The 21192-nt window shown below is 72.2% G+C and carries 18 protein-coding genes and 2 pseudogenes; 15 read left to right on the top strand and 5 right to left on the bottom strand.

Going from position 1 to position 21192, the window contains the following annotated elements; genetic code table 11:
• Nucleotides 1-16: 16 nt before the first annotated feature.
• Entirely contained in the window at nt 17-790 is a 774-nt protein-coding gene (locus IG88_RS0112435; RefSeq protein WP_031038972.1) for a FadR/GntR family transcriptional regulator, read from the bottom strand.
• A 237-nt stretch (nt 791-1027) separates the two neighbouring features.
• On the opposite strand from IG88_RS0112435, the gene IG88_RS0112430 reads away from it, so the two are divergent.
• The 6 genes from IG88_RS0112430 to IG88_RS0112405 are packed head-to-tail and all read left to right on the top strand — an operon-like array spanning nt 1028 to nt 7121.
• Nucleotides 1028-2392 (top strand): MFS transporter, encoded by a 1365-nt coding sequence (locus IG88_RS0112430; protein ID WP_031038969.1) that lies wholly within the window; start codon nt 1028-1030, stop codon nt 2390-2392.
• Nucleotides 2389-4137 carry a dihydroxyacetone kinase family protein gene (locus IG88_RS0112425; protein ID WP_031038966.1) on the top strand — a complete coding sequence of 583 codons (1749 nt, stop codon included), beginning with the start codon at nt 2389-2391 and terminating at the stop codon, nt 4135-4137. Before IG88_RS0112430 ends, IG88_RS0112425 begins: the two co-directional genes overlap by 4 nt.
• Nucleotides 4138-4148: 11 nt before the next feature.
• Nucleotides 4149-4661, top strand: a complete 513-nt coding sequence (locus IG88_RS0112420) for a ribose-5-phosphate isomerase (RefSeq protein WP_031038964.1) — start codon at nt 4149-4151, stop codon at nt 4659-4661.
• The gene (locus IG88_RS0112415; protein WP_031038961.1) at nt 4661-5446 is read left to right on the top strand and encodes a triose-phosphate isomerase; all 786 of its coding nucleotides are present in this window, start codon (nt 4661-4663) and stop codon (nt 5444-5446) included. The genes IG88_RS0112420 and IG88_RS0112415 overlap by 1 nt, the downstream gene beginning before the upstream one ends.
• The gene (locus IG88_RS0112410) at nt 5446-6246 is read left to right on the top strand and encodes a sugar phosphate isomerase/epimerase family protein (RefSeq protein ID WP_031038959.1); all 801 of its coding nucleotides are present in this window, start codon (nt 5446-5448) and stop codon (nt 6244-6246) included. Before IG88_RS0112415 ends, IG88_RS0112410 begins: the two co-directional genes overlap by 1 nt.
• Entirely contained in the window at nt 6246-7121 is an 876-nt protein-coding gene (locus IG88_RS0112405; RefSeq protein WP_031038957.1) for a phosphogluconate dehydrogenase C-terminal domain-containing protein, read from the top strand. Before IG88_RS0112410 ends, IG88_RS0112405 begins: the two co-directional genes overlap by 1 nt.
• A gap of 54 nt (nt 7122-7175) precedes the next feature.
• Here IG88_RS0112405 and pepE read toward each other — a convergent pair whose 3' ends face one another.
• Nucleotides 7176-7901 carry a dipeptidase PepE gene (pepE, locus tag IG88_RS0112400; protein WP_031038954.1) on the bottom strand — a complete coding sequence of 242 codons (726 nt, stop codon included), beginning with the start codon at nt 7899-7901 and terminating at the stop codon, nt 7176-7178.
• A gap of 106 nt (nt 7902-8007) precedes the next feature.
• Entirely contained in the window at nt 8008-8850 is an 843-nt protein-coding gene (locus IG88_RS0112395; protein WP_031038951.1) for an IclR family transcriptional regulator, read from the bottom strand.
• 129 nt (nt 8851-8979) lie between these two features.
• Between IG88_RS0112395 and IG88_RS0112390 the strand changes: the two genes are divergently transcribed.
• The 6 genes from IG88_RS0112390 (at nt 8980) to IG88_RS0112365 (ending at nt 14300) form a co-directional block, all read left to right on the top strand.
• Complete coding sequence (locus IG88_RS0112390; protein ID WP_031038950.1) at nt 8980-9933, top strand: DUF1177 domain-containing protein; 954 nt, start codon at nt 8980-8982, stop codon at nt 9931-9933.
• Between the two features lie 2 nt (nt 9934-9935).
• Nucleotides 9936-11321, top strand: a complete 1386-nt coding sequence (locus tag IG88_RS0112385; protein ID WP_031038948.1) for a cytosine permease — start codon at nt 9936-9938, stop codon at nt 11319-11321.
• The gene (locus IG88_RS0112380) at nt 11318-12646 is read left to right on the top strand and encodes a M20/M25/M40 family metallo-hydrolase (RefSeq protein ID WP_031038946.1); all 1329 of its coding nucleotides are present in this window, start codon (nt 11318-11320) and stop codon (nt 12644-12646) included. Before IG88_RS0112385 ends, IG88_RS0112380 begins: the two co-directional genes overlap by 4 nt.
• Nucleotides 12647-12750: 104 nt before the next feature.
• Complete coding sequence (rpmG, locus tag IG88_RS0112375; protein ID WP_007389579.1) at nt 12751-12915, top strand: 50S ribosomal protein L33; 165 nt, start codon at nt 12751-12753, stop codon at nt 12913-12915.
• A gap of 58 nt (nt 12916-12973) precedes the next feature.
• Entirely contained in the window at nt 12974-13096 is a 123-nt protein-coding gene (gene ykgO / locus IG88_RS0112370; RefSeq protein ID WP_003978293.1) for a type B 50S ribosomal protein L36, read from the top strand.
• 127 nt (nt 13097-13223) lie between these two features.
• On the top strand, nt 13224-14300 hold the full coding sequence (locus IG88_RS0112365; protein ID WP_078861478.1) for a polyprenyl synthetase family protein: 1077 nt from the start codon (nt 13224-13226) through the stop codon (nt 14298-14300).
• A gap of 139 nt (nt 14301-14439) precedes the next feature.
• On the opposite strand, the gene IG88_RS0112360 is transcribed toward IG88_RS0112365, so the two are convergent.
• On the bottom strand, nt 14440-15648 hold the full coding sequence (locus tag IG88_RS0112360; RefSeq protein ID WP_031038937.1) for a S8 family peptidase: 1209 nt from the start codon (nt 15646-15648) through the stop codon (nt 14440-14442).
• Nucleotides 15649-15944: 296 nt separating this feature from the next.
• Between IG88_RS0112360 and IG88_RS0112355 the strand changes: the two are divergent.
• Nucleotides 15945-17363, top strand: a pseudogene (locus IG88_RS0112355) (WGR domain-containing protein); the annotation flags it as partial.
• On the opposite strand, the pseudogene IG88_RS38630 reads toward IG88_RS0112355, so the two are convergent.
• Nucleotides 17358-18194: pseudogene (locus IG88_RS38630) on the bottom strand (DUF475 domain-containing protein); the annotation flags it as partial. The pseudogenes IG88_RS0112355 and IG88_RS38630 overlap by 6 nt on opposite strands.
• A 192-nt stretch (nt 18195-18386) precedes the next feature.
• Between IG88_RS38630 and IG88_RS0112350 the strand changes: the two are divergent.
• Complete coding sequence (locus tag IG88_RS0112350; RefSeq protein ID WP_031038931.1) at nt 18387-18842, top strand: Fur family transcriptional regulator; 456 nt, start codon at nt 18387-18389, stop codon at nt 18840-18842.
• Between the two features lie 24 nt (nt 18843-18866).
• Entirely contained in the window at nt 18867-21089 is a 2223-nt protein-coding gene (gene katG, locus IG88_RS0112345) for a catalase/peroxidase HPI (protein ID WP_031038928.1), read from the top strand.
• Nucleotides 21090-21192 lie beyond the last annotated feature (103 nt).

The raw sequence follows: 21192 nt of genomic DNA, 5'->3' as shown, positions 1-21192 counted from the left end.
ACGAGGTGACGCCCCGTCAGGCCTCGCCGTCCGCGGAGCCGTCCACCGAGGCGCGCAGCCGTGCGCTGGCCATCCGCATGTGCTCGGCCATCGCCCGGTCCGCCGCCTCCGGGTCGCGGGCGCGGATCGCCCGGAGCACCGCGTCGTGCTCGCACAGCGTGCCGCTGACCGTGCCCTCGATGTCGCTGACGCGTTCCATCCAGACCTGGAGCAGCGCGCGGATGCTGTGCAGGATGTCGCTGAGCACCGTGTTGCGGGCGATGCGGGCCGTCTCCAGGTGGAAGGCGATGTCGGCGTCGATGAACGCCGTGACGTCCCCGCCGGCGTCGCGCATGTGCCGCAGGTGCTCCTCCAGCCTCGCCACGTCCTCGTCGCTCGCGCGCTCGGCCGCCAGCCGGGCCGAGACGCCCTCCATGTACGTACGGACCTCGACCAGGTCCCGGGTGCGGCGCTGGCCCAGCATCAGGCCCCAGTTGATCGCCCGGGGCAGGAACTCCGAGGTGCCCTCGCGCACGTAGGAGCCGGAGCCGGGCCGGATCTCGATGATCCCCAGGACGTCCAGGGCCGAGAGCGCGCCGCGCACGCTGGACCGGGCGACACCGAGGGCCTCGGCGAGCTGCCGCTCGGCGGGCAGCCGGGTGCCGGGCCGGATGTCGCCGGCCGAGAGGTGGTCGAGGAGTCGCTTGGCGACCTCGCTGACGGACGACTCGCGCACCACGGGGCGCAGCAGTTGCGCGAGGTCGGGCGCGGCGGCGGAGCTGTGCTGATCAGGCTGACTGGTCACGGTCACCAGTCAACCAGATGCCGCACGCGCACGGCTGACCAGGCAGTTCATCACGTTTTCGGGTGTGGTTTGTCAAGAGTTGGGTCATGGGAAGATCTATGACTCTCGCCACACTGGTAAATTGGTGACCAATTTGGTTCCGGAGGCTTAGCGTGAATCCGAACCGGTCGGCCGCCCTCGTGGCGGACCACCCGGAGTGACCCAACCCGGACGGAGTTGTCCGGGCGAGCCGAGGAGTCGCCCATGGGTGCCCAAGTGTCATCCACGGCAGTCGAGAGAACTGCCATCAAGAAGGTCTCAGTCCGTCTCGTGCCGTTCGTGGCGCTGATGTTCTTCGTGAACTACCTGGACCGCACGGCCGTGTCGTTCGCCGAACCGAACGGCATGGGACAGGACCTCGCCCTGACCGCCGCCCAGTTCGGCTTCGCGTCCGGGATCTTCTTCCTCGGCTACATCGTGCTCGAGGTCCCCAGCAACATGGCCCTGCACCGCTTCGGAGCCCGCCGCTGGCTGGCCCGGATCATGGTGACCTGGGGCATCGTCTCCCTGCTGTTCACCTGGGTCAGCAGCAGCGGCCAGCTCTACACGCTCCGCTTCCTGCTCGGCGTCGCCGAGGCGGGCTTCTTCCCCGGCGCGATCCTCTTCCTCAGCCAGTGGGTGCCCTCGCGCCACCGCACCAAGATCCTCGGCCTGTTCTACCTGGCCCAGCCGCTGACCACGGTCTTCGGCGCCCCGCTCGCGGGCTGGCTGATCGGCCGGCACGGGCTGTTCGGCCTCGAGGGCTGGCGCGTGATGTTCCTGTTCGTGTCGCTGCCCGCGATCATCCTCGGCGTCATCGCCTGGTTCTACCTGATCGACAAGCCCGCCGACGCCAAGTGGCTCACCCCCGCCGAGCGCGACTGGCTGACCACCGAACTCGCCGCCGAGAACGCCCACAAGACCGGCCACGAGAGCAAGCACGCCAAGGGCGACCTCAAGAAGGCGTTCACCAGCGGACGCGTGTGGATCCTCGCCGCGGTCTACTTCGGATTCGTCTACGGCCTGTACGCCCTGGCCTTCTTCCTGCCGACGATCATCAACGGCTTCCAGGACCAGTACGACACCACGTTCAGCGTCATGGACAAGGCCTGGATCACCGCCATCCCGTACCTGCCCGCCGCCGTCGTCCTCTTCTTCTGGTCCCGGCACGCCACCCGCCACGGCACCCGCACCTGGCACGTGGCAGGCCCGGCCGTCGTCGGCGGTGTGTCCATCCCGCTCGCCCTCTACATGGGCTCCCCGACCGCCACGGTCGCCGTCATCACCGTGACCGCCTGCGCCATCTTCGCCGCCCTGCCGGTCTTCTGGTCGGTGCCCTCCCGCTTCCTGACCGGAGCCGCCGCCGCGGCCGGCATCGCCCTGATCAACACCGCGGGCAACATCGCCGGGTTCGCGTCCAGCTACATCACCGGCTGGCTCAAGGACTGGACCGGCGCCTACTACGTACCGCTCTACCTCGTCGGCTTCTTCATGCTGCTCTCCGCCGCACTGATGATCCTGCTCGCCGTGCGCCACAGCACCGACGAACCGGCCGCCGCCGAGCACCAGGCCAAGGAGGCCATAGGATGACCCGCCTGTTCAACGACCCCGCCGCCTTCGCCGACGAGGCGCTGGAGGGCTTCGCCGCCGCGCACCGGCGCTGGGTGCGGCCGGTCACCGGCGGAGTCGTCCGGGCCGAGGCCACCCCGGCCGGCCAGGTCGCCGTGGTCATCGGCGGCGGCTCCGGCCACTACCCCGCCTTCTCCGGCCTGGTCGGCCGGGGGCTCGCCCACGGCGCGGCCGTCGGCAACGTCTTCGCCTCGCCCTCCGCCCGGCAGATCCACTCGGTGGCCCGGGCCGCGCACGGCGGCGCCGGAGTACTGCTGATGTACGGCAACTACGCCGGTGACGTCCTGCACTTCGGACAGGCCGCCGAACGCCTGGCCGCCGACGGCATCGACACCCGGGCCTTCGCCGTCGCCGACGACATCTCCAGCGCGGGCCCCGACGAGTCCGCGAAGCGGCGTGGCATAGCCGGTGACCTGCCCGTCTTCAAGGCGGCAGCCGCCGCGGCCGAGCAGGGACTGTCCCTCGACGAGGTGCTCGGCGTCGCCGAACGGGCCGGCGCCCGCACCCGCTCCTTCGGCATCGCCTTCTCCGGCTGCACCCTGCCCGGCGCCGACCACCCCCTGTTCACCGTTCCCGAGGCGCGCATGGCCGTCGGCCTTGGCATCCACGGCGAGCCCGGTATCGGCGAGGAGGCGCTGCCCACCGCCGACGAGGCCGCGCGGCTGCTGGTCGAGACCCTCCTCAAGGAACTCCCCGAGGACGTCGAGGGACCCCGGGGGCAGCGCGCCGCCGTTATCCTCAACGGCCTCGGCTCGGTCAAGTACGAGGAACTGTTCGTCGTCTACCGCAAGGTCGCGGCGCTCCTCGGCGAGGCCGGAGTGGAGATCGTCGACCCCGAGGTCGGCGAACTGGTCACCAGCTTCGACATGGCCGGCGTCTCGCTGACCCTGACCTGGCTGGACGACCGGCTGGAGGAGCTGTGGCGGGCTCCCGCCGACACGCCCGCCTACCGCAAGGGCGCCCTCGGCAGCCCGGAGCCGGAGACGGAGCAGGCGCCCGCGACCACGCGGGGCCAGGACACCGGCGCACCCGAAGCCCCCGCCGTGCCCCCCGCCTCCGACGCCTCCCGCGAGGCCGCCGGCACCGTCCTCGCCGCGCTGGACGCGGTGGCCCGTGTCGTGGACACCCACGCCGACGAACTCGGCCGCATCGACGCGGTGGCCGGCGACGGGGACCACGGCATCGGCATGCGGCGCGGCTCCACCGCCGCCCACCGGGCCGCCGGCGAAGCCCACGGGCTCGGCGCGGGCGCCGGGACCGTCCTGGCCCGGGCGGCCGACGCCTGGGCCGACAAGGCGGGCGGCACCTCCGGCGCCCTGTGGGGCACGATCCTGCGCTCGCTCGGCACCGCCCTCGGCGACCAGGAGAGCCCGGACGCCCGACGGGTCGCCGACGGGGTCACCGAGGCCTCCGCCGCCGTGCGACGGCTGGGCGGGGCCGAGGTCGGCGACAAGACCATGGTCGACGTCCTGGTCCCCTTCGCCGACGCGCTTGCCGCCGCCACCGCCGACGGGCTGTCCCTCACCGACGCCTGGGACCGCGCCGCCACCGCCGCCACCGGTGCCGCCGCCGGGACCGCGGACCTGCTGCCCCGCCGGGGCCGGGCCCGCCCGCACGCCGAGAAGTCCCTCGGCACCCCCGACGCCGGGGCCCACTCGCTCGCCCTGATCACCCGCGCCGTCCACGGCGCACTGCTCAACCACTGAGGAAAGCCGCCATGACCGACAAGCTCCGCATCGTCGTCGGCTCCGACGACGCCGGCCACCAGTACAAGGAAGCCCTCAAGCAGGATCTGCTCGACAGCGCCCTGGTCGCCGAGGTCACCGACGTCGGCGTCGACACCGACGGCCACACCGCCTACCCCAAGGTGGCCATCGCCGCCGCCGAGATGGTCGCCCGCGGCGAGGCCGACCGCGCCCTGCTGGTGTGCGGCACCGGCCTCGGCGTCGCCATCGCCGCCAACAAGGTCAAGGGCATCAGGGCCGTCACCGCCCACGACTCCTTCTCCGTCGAGCGGGCGATCCTCTCCAACAACGCCCAGGTCCTCACCTTCGGCCAGCGTGTCGTCGGCCTCGAACTCGCCCGCCGCCTGGCCGCCGAGTGGCTCACCTACCGCTTCGACGAGAGCTCGGCCTCGGCCGCGAAGGTCCAGCTCATGAGCGACTACGAGACCGCCGACGACGCCGGTGCGGCGAACGGGAGCGCGGCCGACGGCGGGGCGGCCGCCTGATGCCCGCCCCCGCACCGTCACCCGTGCTGCTGGGGGTGAGCCTGAAGATGTACTTCGGCCACCACCAGACGCTCAACTGGTCCCGCAGGATCGCCGCCCTGGCCGAGCGCCACCCCGCCACGGCCTCCGGCGCCGCCCGCCTCTTCGTCCTCCCCGCCTTCCCCGCCCTGGTCCCCGCCACCGGCATCCTCGCCCCCTACGGCGTCGCCCTGGGCGCCCAGGACATCGCCACCGAGGACAGCGGCCCCTACACCGGCGAGGTCGGCGGCCCCTTCCTGAAGGAGATCGGCTGCCGCTACGCCGAGGTCGGCCACGCCGAGCGCCGCCGCCTGTACGGCGAGGGCGACACCGTGGTCGCCGCCAAGACCGCCGCCGCCCTGCGCAACGGCCTGACGCCCGTCCTGTGCGTCGGCGAACGCGACGAGGCCGACCCGGCCGACGCCGCCGCCCGCACGGTCGCCGAGGCGGAGCGGCTGCTCGCCGGTCTGGAGGGCGCGGTCGTCCTCGCCTACGAGCCGCAGTGGGCCATCGGCGCTCCCGAGCCCGCCTCCGCCGACCACATCGCCACCGTCTGCACGGCCCTGCGCGGCTGGCTCGGCTCCCGGCCCCAGCACGCCGGTTCCACCGTCATCTACGGCGGCAGCGCCGGTCCCGGCCTCCTGTCCCGCCTCGCCGGAACCGCCGAGGGCCTCTTCCTCGGCCGCTTCGCCCACGACCCGGCCAACGTCGAGGCGATCCTCGACGAGATCCGCTCCCCGGCCACGACCCCGGTGGCGGTGGCGTGATGGCGTACGGCATCAGCACCTACGCGTACTTCTGGCGCATGTCGTCCCGCGCGCCCGAGCCGATGTCCCTGCCGGACATGCTCCGCGACACGGCGGAACTGGGCGGCCGGGTCTTCCAGATCTGCGACTACGCGCCCGTCGAGTCCTACGACCGCGCGGAACTCGCCGACCTCCGGGCCACCGCCGCCGACCTCGGCCTGACCCTGGAACTCGGCACCCGGGGCATCCGCCCCGAGCACCTGCTGAAGTACCTCGACACGGCGGGCGAGCTGGGCGTGACCCTGGTCCGCTCCATGCTCAACACGGCCGACCACCGGCCGGACAACGCCGAAGCGGTGACCCTCCTCGAGGAGGCCGTGCCCCGCTACGCCGCCGCGGGCGTCACCCTCGGCCTGGAGACCTACGAACAGGTCGCCACCGACGACCTCGTGGACGTGGTCCGCGCCGTCGACGACCCGCACCTCGGCATCGTCCTCGACCCCGGCAACAGCGTCGCCCGGCTCGAACGCCCCGCCGACGTCGTCGCCGCCACCGCGCCGTACGTGGTCAACATCCACGTCAAGGACTTCGCCTTCACCCGCCGCGACGGCTGGGTCGGCTTCACCTACGCCGGCTGCCCGCTCGGCGAGGGCCTCCTGGACTACGACGCCATGATCGCCGCGGTGGGGCCCGAGGAACGCGGCGTGAACCAGATCGTGGAGCACTGGCTCCCGTGGCAGGACGAGGGCTACGACGCCACCGCCCGGCTCGAACACCAGTGGACGCAACACAGCATCAACACCCTCCTGAGGAGCGAGTAATGGCCACCGAGATCCAGACCCGGGCCGACGTCACGACCGTCGCCGTCATCGGGGCCGCCGGCAAGATGGGCCAGCGTGTCTCCAACAACCTGGTCGAGAGCGACTTCCGGGTGCTCTTCAGCGAGGCCTCGCCCAAGGGGCAGGAGCTGATCCGCGGCCTGGGCCGCGAGCTGACCGAGTCCAAGGACGCCGCCGCCGAGGCCGACGTCGTCATCCTCGCCGTGCCCGACGTGGTCCTCGGCAAGGTCTCCGAGGAACTGGTGCCGCTCATGAAGCCGGGCACCGTCGTCCTCACCCTCGACCCGGCCGCCGCCTACGCCGGCCTGCTCTTCGCCCGCGAGGACGTCCACTACGCCTGCGCCCACCCCTGCCACCCCTCGGTGTTCCTGGAGCGCACCACCAAGGAGGAGTGGCAGGACACCTTCGGCGGCATCGCCGCCCCGCAGGAGGTCGTCGCCGCCTACGAGGGCGGGGACGCCGCCAAGCAGGAACTCGCCGACTCCGTCATCCGCGTCATGTACGCCCCGGTCGTCGACGTCCACTGGGTCACCGTCAAGCAGCTCGCCGTGCTGGAGCCGACCCTCGTCGAGACCATCGCCTGCATGGTCGGCGCCCTGCTGACCGAGGCCCTGCACGAGACCGTCCACACCGTCGGCGTCCCCGAGAAGGCCGCCCGCGCGATGCTGCTCGGCCACACCCAGGTCGCCCTCGCTAACACGCTCAAGGGCTCCAACCCGTTCTCCGACGCCTGCCTGATCGCCATGGACTACGGCCGTGAGTCCATCGTGCGGGAGGACTGGAAGAAGGTCTTCGACGACGAGGAGCTGGACAAGGTCATCACGCGCATGCTGAAGATCAAGGAGATCAAGCGCTGACCCGGCCGGGAAGGCGACGCCGGAGACCCGCACGGGCCTCCGGCGTCGCCGTGCTCAGGCGCGGGTGTCGAACTCCGGCCGGGTCCGCAGGAGTCCGGACAGGTCCGAGCCCACCGCCAGCTCCTGCGGGTCCGTGCCCCGCCGGAACAGCCGGGCGTCGCGCTCGCCGCCCAGCACGGCCCGCCCGCCCTCGACCCGCAGCCAGGAGCCCTCGCGCAGGCCCAGCACCGGCACGTCGTTCTCCTCCAGGAACTCCCGCAGCCGCTCCTCGCGGGTCTCGCCCTTGTGCGTCGAGGCGGGGTCCGGGTCGAGGTAGTGCGGGTTGATCTGGAAGGGGACCAGACCGAGCGCCTCGAAGGACGGCGGCTCGACGATCGGCATGTCGTTGGTGGTCCGCAGCGAGGGCGCCGCCATGTTGGTCCCGGCGCTCGCCCCCATGTACGGCAGCCCGCCGCGCACGGCCTCGGCCAGCGCCTCCCGCAGCCCCGTGCGGTACAGCGCGGACAGCAGCCGGAAGGAGTTGCCGCCGCCCACGAACACGGCGCCCGCCTCCGCGAGCCGGGCGAGCGGGTCGCCGCCCTCGTGCACGCCGTGCACCCCGATCCCCGTGCCGGTGAGGGCGTCCCGCACCCGGGCGGTGTAGGCGTCGTGGTCGGCGAGCGCGTACGGGACGAACGCCAGCCGCGCCCCGGCGGGCAGGAAGCCGGTCACGGTGTCGAGGGCGTGTTCCAGGTAGCCGCGGCCGTGCTGGGTGGAGTTGGACAGGAGCAGGAGATTCACGGGGTCGGTCCTCGCAGAAGGGTGGATCGGTGGATCGGTGGGGCGGCGGATCGGTTGATCGGCGGATCAGTGGTTCGGTTGTTCGGTGGGGCCGTGGAGGCCCGGGTCAGCCGGTGGGCGCGGTACGGGGCGGACGCGGGCGCCGGTGGTGCTGGGGCGGGTGCGTCAGGCGCTGCTCCAGCAGCCGGGCGGCGCGGGTCAGCACCTCCAGCCGGTCCTCCGGCCCCTCCGGGAAGCGCTCCTTGGCGGCGCCGAGGCTGAGGCTGCCGTAGGGCTCCGAGCCGAGGAACACCGGCATGGCGACCGTGCCGATGCCGGCGTCGTACTCGCCGACCGTCCAGGCGTAACCCCGGGCGCGGACCTCGCGGAACTCGCGCTCCAACTGGTCGGGGTCGGTGACCGTGCGCTCGGTGAAGCGGGCCATGGGGCGCCCGCGGAAGAGCCGGTGGCGCTGCTCGTCGGGCAGGAAGGCGTAGAACGACTTGCTGGTGGCGCCCGCGTGCGCCGGGTACAGCTCGCCGACCAGCGGGTAGTAGCGCAGCGGCCCCTCCTCGCCCTCGACGGCGGCGACGCAGCGCATGTGGAAGCTGTCGGGCAGGCAGAAGAGCACCGTGTCACCGGTCGCCGCCCGCAGCTCCTGGAGGACCGGCTCCGCCAGCAGCTCCAGCGAGCCGGACCGCTCCCACAGACGCCCGAGGCGCAGGGCGGCCGGGCCGATGCGGTAGCGCCGGGTCGCCGGGTCGGAGACCAGGAAGCCGCGGCCCGCGAGGGTGGACAGCAGGCGCTGGGCGACCGAGGTGTCCCAGCCGAACTCGGCGGCGATCTCGGTGACGCCCCAGTCCGGCCGGGTGCGCTCGAACGCCAGCAGCACCAGCAGGGCTCGGTCGACGGTCTGCAGCGCCCCTGCGGGCGTCCTGCGGTCCGCGGGCTGCCCGAGGCGCCCGGCCATGGCGGCTCCTCTCCTCGCATCTCACCATTCAGACCCGTATTGCAGATAACGGGAAACAGTTGCGGACAACGCTAGTCGATCCCGAACCTGCTGTCAGCACCGCCCCGGTGCGGATCAGGAGAACTGCCCATGTTGAAGTACGTCCTGGACCTCGTGGATCTGCTCGACGATCCCGACGTCGACGGCAAGCGCGTCGCCGCCCACCTCGACTCCGTGGCGGGCCCCGGGGGCTCCGGCGCCGAGGTCACCACCGTCACCGGCGAGCGCGGCTCGACGGACTTCGTGCTCGTGCGGATACCGGGCCGGTCCGGCCGCAGCGGCGGGGGCTCCGCGCGGACCCTCGGCGTGGTGGGACGGCTCGGCGGCGTCGGGGCGCGCCCCGAGGCGGTCGGCCTGGTCTCCGACGCGGACGGCGCCGTCGCGGCGCTCGCCACCGCCGCCAAGCTGCTCGACATGCGGCGCCGGGGCGACGTGCTGGACGGCGACGTGATCGTGGCCACCCACATCTGCCCGAACGCCCCGACCGCGCCGCACGACCCGGTGCCCTTCATGGACTCGCCCGTCGACATCGCGACCATGAACCGGTACGAGGTCACCGACGAGATGGAGGCCGTGCTCTCGGTCGACACCACCAAGGGCAACCGGATCATCAACCACAAGGGCCTGGCCCTGTCGCCCACCGTCAAGGAGGGCTGGGTGCTCAAGGTGAGCGAGCGGCTCGGCGAGCTGCTGGCCGTGGTGACCGGTGAGCCCTTGGTCACGTACCCCGTGACCACGCAGGACATCACCCCGTACGGTAACGGTGTACACCACATCAATTCGATCCTGCAGCCGGCCACGGCGACGGCGGCTCCCGTCGTCGGCCTCGCGATCACCTCCGCGGCGGCGGTGCCCGGCTGCCAGACGGGCGCCAGCCACGAGACCGACATCGCGGCCGCCGCCCGGTTCGCCGTCGAGACCGCCAAGGCCTACGGCGGCGGACAGCTCGACTTCCACGACGACCAGGAGTTCGACGCCCTCGTGTCCCGCTACGGCTCGCTGACCCGGCTGCAGACCCTCGGCCGCGAACCCGGAGGGTCGTGATCATGACCATGGACAAGAACCCCGCCGGGGAAGCGGCCACGGGAGCCGTGGGCAGCGACGACTACGCCCTCTCCCGCGTCCCGCGCGACAAGCGGCTCGGCTTCTGGACCATGCTGCTGCAGTGGCTCGCTCAGTCGGGCTCCATCTCGCAGTTCACCCTCGGCGCCACCATCGGCGTCGGCATGACCTTCGGCGACGCCTTCCTCGCGTTCACGCTCGGCGCGGTGATCCTCGAGGTCGTGATCTTCGCGATCGGCCTCGCGGGCATGCGCGAGGGACTGGCGACCCCGCTGCTCACCCGCTGGGCGGGCTTCGGCCGCAACGGCTCGGCGCTGGTCAGCCTGGTCATCTCGGTCAGCCTCGTCGGCTGGTTCGGCGTACAGAACACGATCTTCGGCGACAGCGTCTCCGCGCTGGTCGGCGGCCCCTCCTGGCTGTGGTGCGCGGCCGCCGGCGTCGGCATCACGGTGCTGGTCATCTTCGGCTTCAAGTACATGGCCGTCTTCGCGAAGATCGTCACGCCGCTGTTCTTCGCCATGGTCGCCTGGTCGGTCACCGACGCGCTGAGCGACCACTCCTTCTCCGAGCTGATCCACTCCCCGGCACCCGGCGAGACCATCCCGCTCGCCGTCGCCGCGACCGCCATCGCGGGCGGCTTCATGACCGGCGCGATCGTCTCCCCGGAGATGACCCGCTACAACCGCAAGGGCAGCCACGTCTTCCTGCAGAGCGCCTCGTCGATGATCCTCTCCGAGTACATCGTCGGCCTGACCGGCGTCCTGCTCGGTCACATGGTCGGCAGCGGCCAGGTCTCCCAGATCGTGCTTTCCACCTCCGGTGTCTTCGGCGTGCTGGTCGTCCTGATGTCCACCGCGAAGATCAACGACTGGAACCTGTACGGCTCCTCGCTCGGCGTCGTCAACTTCTTCCAGGTCGTCTTCGGCAAGCGCGTGCACCGCGGCGCGGTCACCATCGTGCTCGGCATCGCGGGCACCCTGCTCTCCGCCGTCGGGATCATGACCCACTTCACCGACTTCCTGTCGGTGCTGGGCGTCGCCATCCCGCCGGTCGGCGGCATCATCGTCGCCGAGTACTGGGTGGTGCGCCGCATGCGGGCGCCCCTGGACGCCACCCGCGACGCGGAGACCCTGCCCGCCAGCTCGCCGACCTGGGTGCCGATGTCCCTGGTCATCTGGGCCGCCGCCTTCTGCGTCGGCAAGTTCTACGACGGCGGCATCCCCGCCCTGAACTCCCTGCTGACCGCCTTCGTCCTCTACTGCGTCCTCGGCCTCGCCGGCTGGATCAGGACGTACGGCACCACGGCCCTGGACGACACCACCGAACCCACCCCGGCCGCCTCCGGCACGGCCACCGTAGGAGCACCGTGAGCACCACCGTCCCCGCACCCGTCCCGGCCTCCGAGGAGGCCCAGCGGGAGGTCGTCGACCTCTGCGCGGAGCTGATCCGCTTCGACACCTCCAACCCCACCAGCGACGAGCGCGCCTGCGCCGACTGGGTCGTGGCCCGCCTCGCCGAGGCCGGCCTCGCCTCCGAGCTGGTGGAGAGCGTCCCGGGCCGCGCCAACGTCGTCGCCCGCATCCCCGGCAGCGACCCCTCCCGGGGCGCCCTGCTGGTCCACGGCCACCTGGACGTCGTACCGGCCGACGCCGCCGAGTGGCGGGTGCCGCCGTTCTCCGGGGAGATCCGGGACGGCTACCTGTGGGGCCGCGGGGCCATCGACATGAAGGACACGGTGGCCGTCATGCTGGCCACCGCCCGCCACTTCGCCCGCACCGGCACCCGGCCCGCCCGCGAGATCGTCCTCGCCTTCCTCGCCGACGAGGAGGCCGGCGGCAAGTACGGCGCCCACTGGCTGGTCGAGCACCGGCCGGAGCTGTTCGCCGGTGTCACCGAGGCGATCGGCGAGGGCGGCGGCTTCAGCTACGCCCTGGACGACACCCGGCGCCTCTACCCGATCGAGAACGCCCAGCGCGGCATGGCGTGGATGGAGCTGACGGCGTCGGGCCGCGCCGGGCACGGTTCCTCCCCGAACGACGAGAACGCCGTCACCGACCTCGCCGAGTCCCTCACCCGCATCGGCCGGCACACCTTCCCCGTGCGGCTCATCGAGCCGGTGCGCGCACTGCTGGCGGAGGCGGCGCGCCTCCAAGGCGTCGACCTCGACCTCGACGCCGAGGACCTCGACGCCGAGCTGGCCAAGCTCGGACACGTGGCCGACTTCATGCAGGTCGTGCTCCGCAACTCGGCCAACCCCACCATGTTCACGGCCGGCTACCAGACCAACGTCATCCCCGGCCGGGCCACCGCCCGCGTCGACGGGCGCTTCCTGCCGGGCCACGAGCAGGAGCTGATCGACACGATCGACGCCCTGCTGCTGCCCTCGGTCACCCGGGAGTGGGTCAACCACGACATCGCGATGGAGACCTCCTTCGACGGCCCGCTCGTCGACGCCATGTGTGCCGCCGTGCGCGCCGAGGACCCCGACGGGCACCCGGTGCCGTACTGCAACCCCGGCGGTACCGACGCCAAGGCCTTCACCAAGCTCGACATCCGCTGCTTCGGCTTCAAGGGGCTCAAGCTGCCCCACGACCTCGACTACGGCCGGCTCTTCCACGGCGTGGACGAGCGCGTGCCGCTGGAGGGCCTGCGCTTCGGGGTGCGGGTGATGACCCGGCTCTGGCAGGAGTGCTGACCGGCACGGCCGCGGGGAATGTCCCGGGGGCCGTCGGCGTTGTGCCGCATGACTGACATGCGCGGGACAGAACCGCAGCCCGCGCCGCGGTCGGAAGGAGCACCATGGCCCGCAGCACCGCACGCCCGGTCGTCAGACTGAAGTCGTCCGCCGGGACGGGCGTCACCTACGTCACCCGCAAGAACCGCCTCAACGACCCCGACCGGCTCGTCCTGCGCAAGTACGACCCGGTGGCGGGGGAGCACGTGCCGTTCCGCGAGGAACGCTGAACGGCTCCGAGCGGCAAGAGGAACGCCGAACGGCTCCGAGCAGCACGAGGAGGCAGTCGTGAAGGTCCGCAACTCCCTGCGCGCCCTCAAGGCACGCCCCGGCGCCCAGGTGGTGCGCCGCCGGGGCGTGACCTACGTGATCAACAAGAAGGACCCGCGCTTCAAGGCCCGCCAGGGCTGAACGACGCGCCGTCGACGGCCCGGCCCGCGGACCCGCGGGCCGGGCCGTCGGCATGCCCGCGTCCTGCGGCACCCGCGCCGCCTGACACACTGCGTGCGTGTCATCCGCCCCACCCCTGGAGGACTTCGTGAGCGTCGCGCGGCTGCCGGACCGGCTCGTCGGGCATCAGCGGAGGTTCGAGGAGCGTTTCGCCGAGTACTTCGACGGTCTGGGGTCCGTGCTCGACGTGCCGGCGTTCAGCCGTTTCACCCCGGAATGCCTCGGCCTGCTGCGCGAGTTGTCGATGCGGGGCGGCAAGCGGATGCGGGTGGTGCTGCTGTACGAGGCCGCCCGCCTCGTGACGGAGGAACCCGTCGAGGGGCTGGACGCCGCCGCGCTGAGCGTCGAACTGCTGCAGACCCACGGCCTGGTGCACGACGACCTCATCGACGACAGCGCGACCCGCCGGGGCGGTCCGACCACCTACTACGCCTACCGGGAGCGCTACCCCGCACACCCGCGCGCGGCACTGGGGCTCACCGTGCTGGCGGGCGACCTCGCGCTCGCCCTGAGCCTGCGGGTGTTGCTGGACGCCGGGCTGCCGGCCGGGCTGCGGCAGGCCATGGTCGAGGTCCAGACGCGGGCCGCGGCCGACACCTTCGTCGGACAGATCGTCGACCTGGAACGGGACTTCGCCGCCTCGGCCCCGGACATCGAGGTCCTGCACGACGTCGCCGACCACAAGACCGCCCGCTACTCGGTGCTCGCCCCGATGCGGCTCGGACTCCTGGCGGCGGGCGTCGAACCGGGAGCCCACGAGGACGAGTTGCGCCACTACGCGCGACTGACCGGCATCTGCGGGCAGATGCGGGACGACTGGCTGGACCTCTTCGGCGACGAGGCGGCCATGGGCAAGCCGACGGGCGGCGACCTGCGTGAGGGCAGGCGCAGCTACGCCGTCACGCGCCTGCTCGCCACCGTGACCGGCTCCGAGCGCGCGACGGTCGAGGCCGCCCTCGGGGACCGTTCCTGCCCCCCGGACACGGTCGCCGAGATCCGGGCGATCGGGGAACGGCACGGCGTGGACGCCCTGTTGGAGGACGACATGCGGCGCCACGCGGAGCAGGCCCGCCAGGTGGCGGAGGGCTGGCGGGGCCGCTGGCGGGCGGAGGCGGTCGACTTCTTCGCCCGGGTGCCGCGGTGGAGCGTCGAGCGGACCGGCTGACCGGCGGCGGCATCGCGGACACACCGGCACTGCGCCCCGGAGCGGACGGCCCCGGGGCGCAGGCGGTGCGGTCGGACGCTCGGACGGCCGGAGGGTCAGACAGCCGGACGCTCGGCCGGTCGTGCGGTCGTGCGTGCCGTCACGGTACGAGCCGCAGCAGGCGGTTGGGCGAGCCCGTGCCCGGGCTGGTCACCTTGCCGCTGGTCGCGCCGTTGACCAGCGCGGTGCCGACCTGGCTCGGGGTGGCCGAGGTGTGCCCGGCCAGGTAGACGGCCGCCGCTCCGGCGACGTGCGGGGTCGCCATCGAGGTGCCCGAGATGGTGTTGGTCGCCGTGTCGCCGGTGTTCCAGCCCGCCGTGATGGAGGAGCCGGGGGCGAAGAGGTCCAGCACGGAGCCGTAGTTCGAGTAGCTCGCCCTGGCGTCCGTGCTCGTCGTGGCGCCGACGGTGATGGCCTCCGTGACCCGGGCGGGGGAGTAGGAGGAGGCGTTGGCGTTGCTGTTGCCCGCGGCGATGGCGTAGGTGACGCCGCTGGCTATGGACGAGCGCACGGCGTTGTCCAGGGTGGTGGAGGCGCCGCCGCCCAGGGACAGGTTGGCGACCGAGGGGCCCGAGTGGTTGGCGGTCACCCAGTCGACGCCGGCGATCACCCCGGCCGTGGTGCCCGACCCGTTGTTGTCCAGCACGCGCACGGCCACGACCTTCGCCCTCTTGGCGACGCCGTAGGTCGTGCCCGCGATCGTGGTGGCCACGTGGGTGCCGTGGCCGTTGCCGTCGGAGGCGGTGGTGTCGCCGTCGACGGCGTCGTAGCCGTAGGAGGCCCGGCCGCTGATCTGCTGGTGGGTGATGCGCACGCCGGTGTCGATGACGTACGCCGTGACGCCGCTGCCCGCGGTGTCGGGGTAGGTGTACGTGCCGGACAGCGGCAGGGCGGCCTGGTCGATGCGGTCCAGGCCCCAGGGCGCGCTGGACTGCGTGGTGTCGGTCAGGTGGACGCGCTGGTCCTGCTCGACCGAGGCCACCGCGGGGTCGGCGGCGAGCCGCCTGGCCTCGGCGGCGGAGAGCGTGGCGGTGTAGCCGTTGAGCGCGCTGTGGAACGTCCGGCGCACCGTGCCGCCGTACTCCTCGACGAGGTCCTTGCCCGCGCCCGAGGACGCCTTGAGCCCGGCGTCCTTCCTGAGCGTGACGATGTAGCTGTCCTTGACGGCCGTGGGCGACCCGGCGGCCAGGACGGTGCCCTCGGCCGGGGCGGCCTGGGCGGGCAGGGCGGTGAGCCCGCCGGTGAGGGCGAGGGCCGCCGCACCGGTCAGCGCGGCGAACCGGATTCTCTTGCTACGCAGTCGTGCCATGACGAGGGAGTCCTCCTCCAGGCGGCGCACGCCCGGGTGGGGCGCGCGACTGTGGGGGCGTGCGCGGGATCGCGCACCCGGCCGGGGAACGTCGCGTTCCGCACCCGGCCGTTGATCAGCCTCGGGCGTCTGCCGGTGCCGTACAAGGGAGTTGACGAGCTGTCAACAAACCTGTCATGTACGTGCAATGGGCGGTGCGGGGGCCGCCCGCCCGGCCGTTGTCAGTGGCTGCCCCTACGGTTCAGGCAGTGGAACCCGCGGAACACACCGCGGGACCGATCGGGGAGAGGTCTGCCATGTCGAGGACGTACCTGGAGCTGTCGCAGGACGGCGGGGGCGCGCACAAGTTCTACGAAGTCACCGTCCAGGGACAGGTCGTGTCGGTGCGGTACGGCCGGATCGGCGCCGCCGGGCAGACCCAGACGTCGTCGTTCCCCACCGCCGGGAAGGCCGAGGCCGCCGCGGCCAAGAAGATAGCCGAGAAGATCCGCAAGGGGTACGAGCCCGCCGTGCAGGGACAGCGCGCGCCCCGCGCCGTCACCCGCCGGCAGGTGGCCTCCGCGCCCTCCACGGCCCGCGCGGTCGCCCCGGTCCTGTGGCGGTTCCGCACCGGCTCCGCGGCGTTCGGCATCCACATCGACGAGGACAAGTGCTGGGTGGGCAACCAGGCGGGTGACGTCTACACCCTGGCCCACGGCGGCGAGGTCCTCGCCCGCTACCAACTGCCCGACGGCGTCAAGTGCCTGGTCGCCGACGACTTCTGGATCTACGCGGGCTGCGACGACGGCCGGGTCTACGACCTGTCGTCCAAGCTGCCCTTCGCCGCCTACGACATCGCCGCCGACGTGGACATCTTCTGGCTCGACATCCACGAGGGCGTGCTGCACGTCGCGGACCGCGCCGGACGGCTCACCGTCATCGACCACGAGGACGAGCACCAGTGGTCGCGCGGCGGGCGCGGCGAGCACGCCTGGATGGTGCGCGCCGACGACCGGGCCGTCTACCACGGGCACAACCGCGGCGTGACGGCGCACGCCCCGGACGGCACCGCCGAGCTGTGGCACACCCCCACCCGGGGCGCCGTGCTCTTCGGCTGGCAGGAGGACGACGCGGTGTACGCGGGCACCGCGCGCCACACCGTCCAGCGGCTGTCCAAGGCGACCGGGGCCATCGAGGCGACGTACCAATGCGACAGCCCCGTCTACTCCTGCGCCACCTCGCCCGGCGGCCGGTTCGTCTTCGCCGGGGACTCCGCGTCCTCGGTGTACTGCTTCGACCGGGACGGCACCCGGCTGTGGAAGCTCGGCACGGGCGGCGGCTCCGCGCTGTCCATGCAGTACCGCGACGAGCGCCTCTTCCTCGTCACCACGGACGGCTCCCTGGTGTGCGTGGACGCGAGCGAGGCAGCGGTCGACGCCGCGCAGCAGGGCTCGGTGCCCGTCGCCCGCGACGTCAAGCTCGCGGCCACCCTGCCGACGTACGCGCCGGCCACCGGGGCAGCCGCCGTGGCGACCGTGACCGCGGCACCCGCGGGCTCGGTGGTGGTCGAGTGCGTCCAGGAGAACGGCCGCACCCGGATCCACGTGGTGTCCGAGGGGTACGACCACTCGTGGAACGTCCAGTTCCCGAGGGCGATCAGGGAACCCGGCGCGCGGTACGTCGTCGACGCGCTGCACGCCGCGTCGGGCGGCTTCTACCGGGTGCGCGGCGACATCGTTGGTGATGGCGAAGGCGCCGATGACGCCGTCGAAGGAGAACGACGCGTCCAGGACCTCCAGGTAGAGGAACATGAAGAACGCGGCCTTGCCCGCCAGCTTGACGGGGGACCGGGACCCGGCCGCCCGTTCCGCCTGCTCCTCCGCCTCCTGCTCGCGCTCCTCCTCGTCCTCGATCCGCTGCTCGAAGAACCCGGAGAGACCGCCCACGACCAGGTAGGTGATCAGACCGGCGACGCCCGCCAGCAGGACCGTCTCCGTCTTGTCGGCGTGCGTGCCGCCGTGCTGGTGGGCGTGGGCGCCGAAGGTCGTCGCGGAGACCAGCAGCACCACCAGGGCGATGCAGACCGACAGCATGTCCACCCGGCCGAGCCTGGCCAGCGGACGCTCCACCCACCCCAGCCACTTGACCTCCCGGTCCTCGAAGACGAAGTCCAGGAAGATCATCAGGAGGAACATGCCGCCGAAGGCGGCGATCGACGGGTGGGCGTCGGTCACCAGCTCCTGGTAGCGGTTCTTGTCGGTGAGCGCCAGGTGCACCGCGTTCCACGGACTCAGCCGGGCACTGATCGCCACGATCACCACGGGGAAGACCAGCCGCATCCCGAAGACCGCGATCACGATGCCGACGGTGAGGAAGATCTTCTGCCAGAAGGCGTTCATCTTCTTCAGGATCCCGGCGTTGATCACCGCGTTGTCGAAGGACAGCGAGATCTCCAGGACGGCGAGGATGGCCACCAGGCCGAGGGCGGTCCAGCCGTCGTAGAGCACTCCCGCGGCCAGACCGAGGGCGGTGACCACGAAAGCCCAGCGGAACGTCTTCACAAGCACCGGCAACTCATTCCTGTCGTCGCACCGCACGGGGCGGCATTTCCTGCCGGTGCCCGCCACGCACGTTTCCTACCACGTTCGTCCGGCGGCGCCCGGACCGGCGTTCCGCCCGACGCCCGGGAGCGGCGACCCGCAGAGACGATTCGCTCGTTTCCTTGAGTCGTTCGTGTTCCAGGGAGTAGGTTCACCGCCATGACGGCATCCCGGAACTCCCGGAATCCGGCCACCGCCGACGACCTGCGCCGGGCGGGACTGCGGGTCACCGCCGCCCGCGTCGCGCTGCTCGACACCGTCCGCGAGGGCGGCCACCTCGACGCCGAGGCGCTCACCCGCGGGGTGCGCCGACGCGTGGGGCACGTCTCCCTCCAGGCCGTGTACGACGCCCTGCACGCCCTCACCGCGGCACGGCTCGTGCGCCGTATCCAACCCCCCGGCGGACCGGCGCGGTTCGAGGGACGGGTCGGTGACAACCACCACCACGTCCTGTGCCGTTCCTGCGGCGTGCTCGCCGACGTCGACTGCGCCGTCGGCGACGCGCCCTGCCTGACCGCCTCCGACGACCACGGCTTCGTGATAGACGAGGCCGAGGTCATCTACCGGGGCCTGTGCCCCGACTGCTCCACCCCCGGCAGTTCTCCAGCACCCTGATCCGCCCCGTTCGGAAGGATTTCCATGTCCGAGAACCACGACGCCATCGTGACCGACGCGAAGGCCGAGGAGACGGGCGGCTGCCCGGTCCCTCACGGACGCGCCCCGCACCCCACGCAGGGCGGCGGGAACCGGCAGTGGTGGCCGGAACGGCTCAACCTGAAGATCCTCGCCAAGAACCCCGCCGTCGCCAACCCGATGGGTGAGGAGTTCGACTACGCGGCGGCCTTCAACGCCCTCGACCTGCCCGCCGTGAAACGGGACATCGCCGAGGTGCTGACCACCTCCCAGGACTGGTGGCCCGCCGACTTCGGCCACTACGGCCCGCTGATGATCCGGATGGCCTGGCACAGCGCCGGCACCTACCGCATCAGCGACGGCCGCGGCGGCGCGGGCGCCGGCCAGCAGCGCTTCGCCCCGCTCAACAGCTGGCCCGACAACGGCAACCTCGACAAGGCCCGCCGCCTGCTGTGGCCGGTCAAGAAGAAGTACGGCCGGAACCTCTCCTGGGCCGACCTGCTCGTCCTCTCCGGCAACGTCGCGCTGGAGACGATGGGCTTCGAGACCTTCGGCTTCGCCGGCGGCCGGGCCGACGTCTGGGAGGCCGAGGAGGACGTCTACTGGGGCCCCGAGACCACCTGGCTCGACGACCGGCGCTACACCGGCGACCGCGAGCTGGAGAACCCGCTCGGCGCCGTCCAGATGGGCTTGATCTACGTCAACCCCGAGGGCCCCAACGGCAACCCGGACCCGATCGCCGCCGCCCGCGACATCCGTGAGACCTTCCGCCGCATGGCGATGAACGACGAGGAGACCGTCGCGCTGATCGCCGGCGGCCACACCTTCGGCAAGACCCACGGCGCCGGTCCCGCCGACGCCGTCGGCGCCGACCCCGAGGCCGCCCCCATGGAGCAGATGGGCCTCGGCTGGAAGAGCACCCACGGCACGGGCAAGGGCGGCGACGCCATCACCTCCGGCCTCGAGGTCACCTGGACCAGCACGCCCACCCAGTGGGGCAACGGCTTCTTCAAGAACCTCTTCGAGTTCGAGTACGAGCTGGAGCAGAGCCCGGCCGGCGCCCACCAGTGGGTGGCCAAGGACGCCCCGGAGATCATCCCCGACGCGCACGACCCGTCGAAGAAGCACCGGCCCAGGATGCTCACCACCGACCTGTCGCTGCGCCTCGACCCGGTCTACGGACCGATCTCCCGCCGGTTCTACGAGAACCCGGAGGAATTCGCCGACGCCTTCGCCCGCGCCTGGTTCAAGCTGACCCACCGCGACATGGGCCCGAAGTCCCTGTACCTCGGCCCGGAGGTCCCCGAGGAGACCCTGCTCTGGCAGGACCCGCTGCCCGAGCCCGAGGGCGAGACCGTCGACGCCGGGGACATCGCCACCCTCAAGACCAAGCTCCTGGAGTCCGGGCTGTCCGTGGCCCAACTGGTCTCCACCGCCTGGGCCTCCGCGTCCACCTTCCGCGGCAGCGACAAGCGCGGCGGCGCCAACGGCGCCCGCATCCGCCTGGAGCCGCAGCGCGGCTGGGAGGTCAACGAACCCGACGAGCTGGCCCAGGTCCTGCGCGTCCTGGAAGGCGTCCGGCAGGAGTTCAACTCCGGCTCGGGCGCCCGGAAGGTCTCCCTGGCCGACCTGATCGTCCTCGGTGGCTGCGCCGCCGTCGAGAAGGCCGCCAAGGAAGCGGGCTTCGAGGTGGAGGTCCCCTTCACCGCGGGCCGCGTCGACGCGACGGAGGAGCACACCGACGCCGAGTCCTTCGAGGCACTGGAGCCGACCGCCGACGGGTTCCGCAACTACCTCGGCAAGGGCAACCGGCTGCCCGCCGAGTACCTCCTCCTCGACCGGGCCAACCTGCTCACCCTGAGCGCGCCCGAGATGACCGTCCTGGTCGGCGGCCTGCGTGTGCTGGGAGCCAACCACCAGCGGTCCCAGCTCGGCGCCTTCACCCGGACGCCCGGTTCGCTGACCAACGACTTCTTCGTCAACCTGCTCGACCTCGGCACCACCTGGACGGCGACCTCCGAGGACCGGACCACCTTCGAGGGCCGCGACGCCGCCACGGGCGAGGTCAAGTGGGCCGGCAGCCGGGCCGACCTGGTCTTCGGCTCCAACGCCGAACTGCGGGCGCTCGCCGAGGTCTACGCCAGCGACGACGCCAAGGAGAAGTTCGTGCACGACTTCGTCGCCGCCTGGGTCAAGGTCATGAACCTCGACCGCTTCGACCTGGTCTGATCCGCCGCCCCGGCCGGGCGAGAGCCCCGGGCCCGCCGGTACCGGCACCCTCCGGTACCGGCGGGCCCGGACGGCCGTCCCCGCACGCGAAACGGGTGGCCGC

The organism is Streptomyces sp. NRRL F-5650 (assembly GCF_000721365.1).
In the GTDB taxonomy this organism is placed as follows: Bacteria; Actinomycetota; Actinomycetes; order Streptomycetales; family Streptomycetaceae; genus Streptomyces; species Streptomyces ardesiacus.
Note: the sequence above shows the minus strand (reverse complement) of the source record. Positions and strands in the feature narration are given on the sequence as shown.

What these genes read in the sequence shown, in the direction of transcription:
- katG (WP_031038928.1), top strand. Translation starts at nt 18,867, where the DNA reads ATGTCCGAGAACCACGACGCCATCGTGACCGACGCGAAGGCCGAGGAG.
- IG88_RS0112430 (WP_031038969.1), top strand. Translation starts at nt 1,028, where the DNA reads ATGGGTGCCCAAGTGTCATCCACGGCAGTCGAGAGAACTGCCATCAAG.
- IG88_RS0112425 (WP_031038966.1), top strand. Translation starts at nt 2,389, where the DNA reads ATGACCCGCCTGTTCAACGACCCCGCCGCCTTCGCCGACGAGGCGCTG.
- IG88_RS0112415 (WP_031038961.1), top strand. Translation starts at nt 4,661, where the DNA reads ATGCCCGCCCCCGCACCGTCACCCGTGCTGCTGGGGGTGAGCCTGAAG.
- IG88_RS0112390 (WP_031038950.1), top strand. Translation starts at nt 8,980, where the DNA reads ATGTTGAAGTACGTCCTGGACCTCGTGGATCTGCTCGACGATCCCGAC.
- IG88_RS0112405 (WP_031038957.1), top strand. Translation starts at nt 6,246, where the DNA reads ATGGCCACCGAGATCCAGACCCGGGCCGACGTCACGACCGTCGCCGTC.
- rpmG (WP_007389579.1), top strand. Translation starts at nt 12,751, where the DNA reads ATGGCCCGCAGCACCGCACGCCCGGTCGTCAGACTGAAGTCGTCCGCC.
- IG88_RS0112420 (WP_031038964.1), top strand. Translation starts at nt 4,149, where the DNA reads ATGACCGACAAGCTCCGCATCGTCGTCGGCTCCGACGACGCCGGCCAC.
- IG88_RS0112360 (WP_031038937.1), bottom strand. Translation starts at nt 15,648, where the DNA reads ATGGCACGACTGCGTAGCAAGAGAATCCGGTTCGCCGCGCTGACCGGT.
- IG88_RS0112410 (WP_031038959.1), top strand. Translation starts at nt 5,446, where the DNA reads ATGGCGTACGGCATCAGCACCTACGCGTACTTCTGGCGCATGTCGTCC.
- IG88_RS0112385 (WP_031038948.1), top strand. Translation starts at nt 9,936, where the DNA reads ATGACCATGGACAAGAACCCCGCCGGGGAAGCGGCCACGGGAGCCGTG.
- IG88_RS0112395 (WP_031038951.1), bottom strand. Translation starts at nt 8,850, where the DNA reads ATGGCCGGGCGCCTCGGGCAGCCCGCGGACCGCAGGACGCCCGCAGGG.
- IG88_RS0112350 (WP_031038931.1), top strand. Translation starts at nt 18,387, where the DNA reads ATGACGGCATCCCGGAACTCCCGGAATCCGGCCACCGCCGACGACCTG.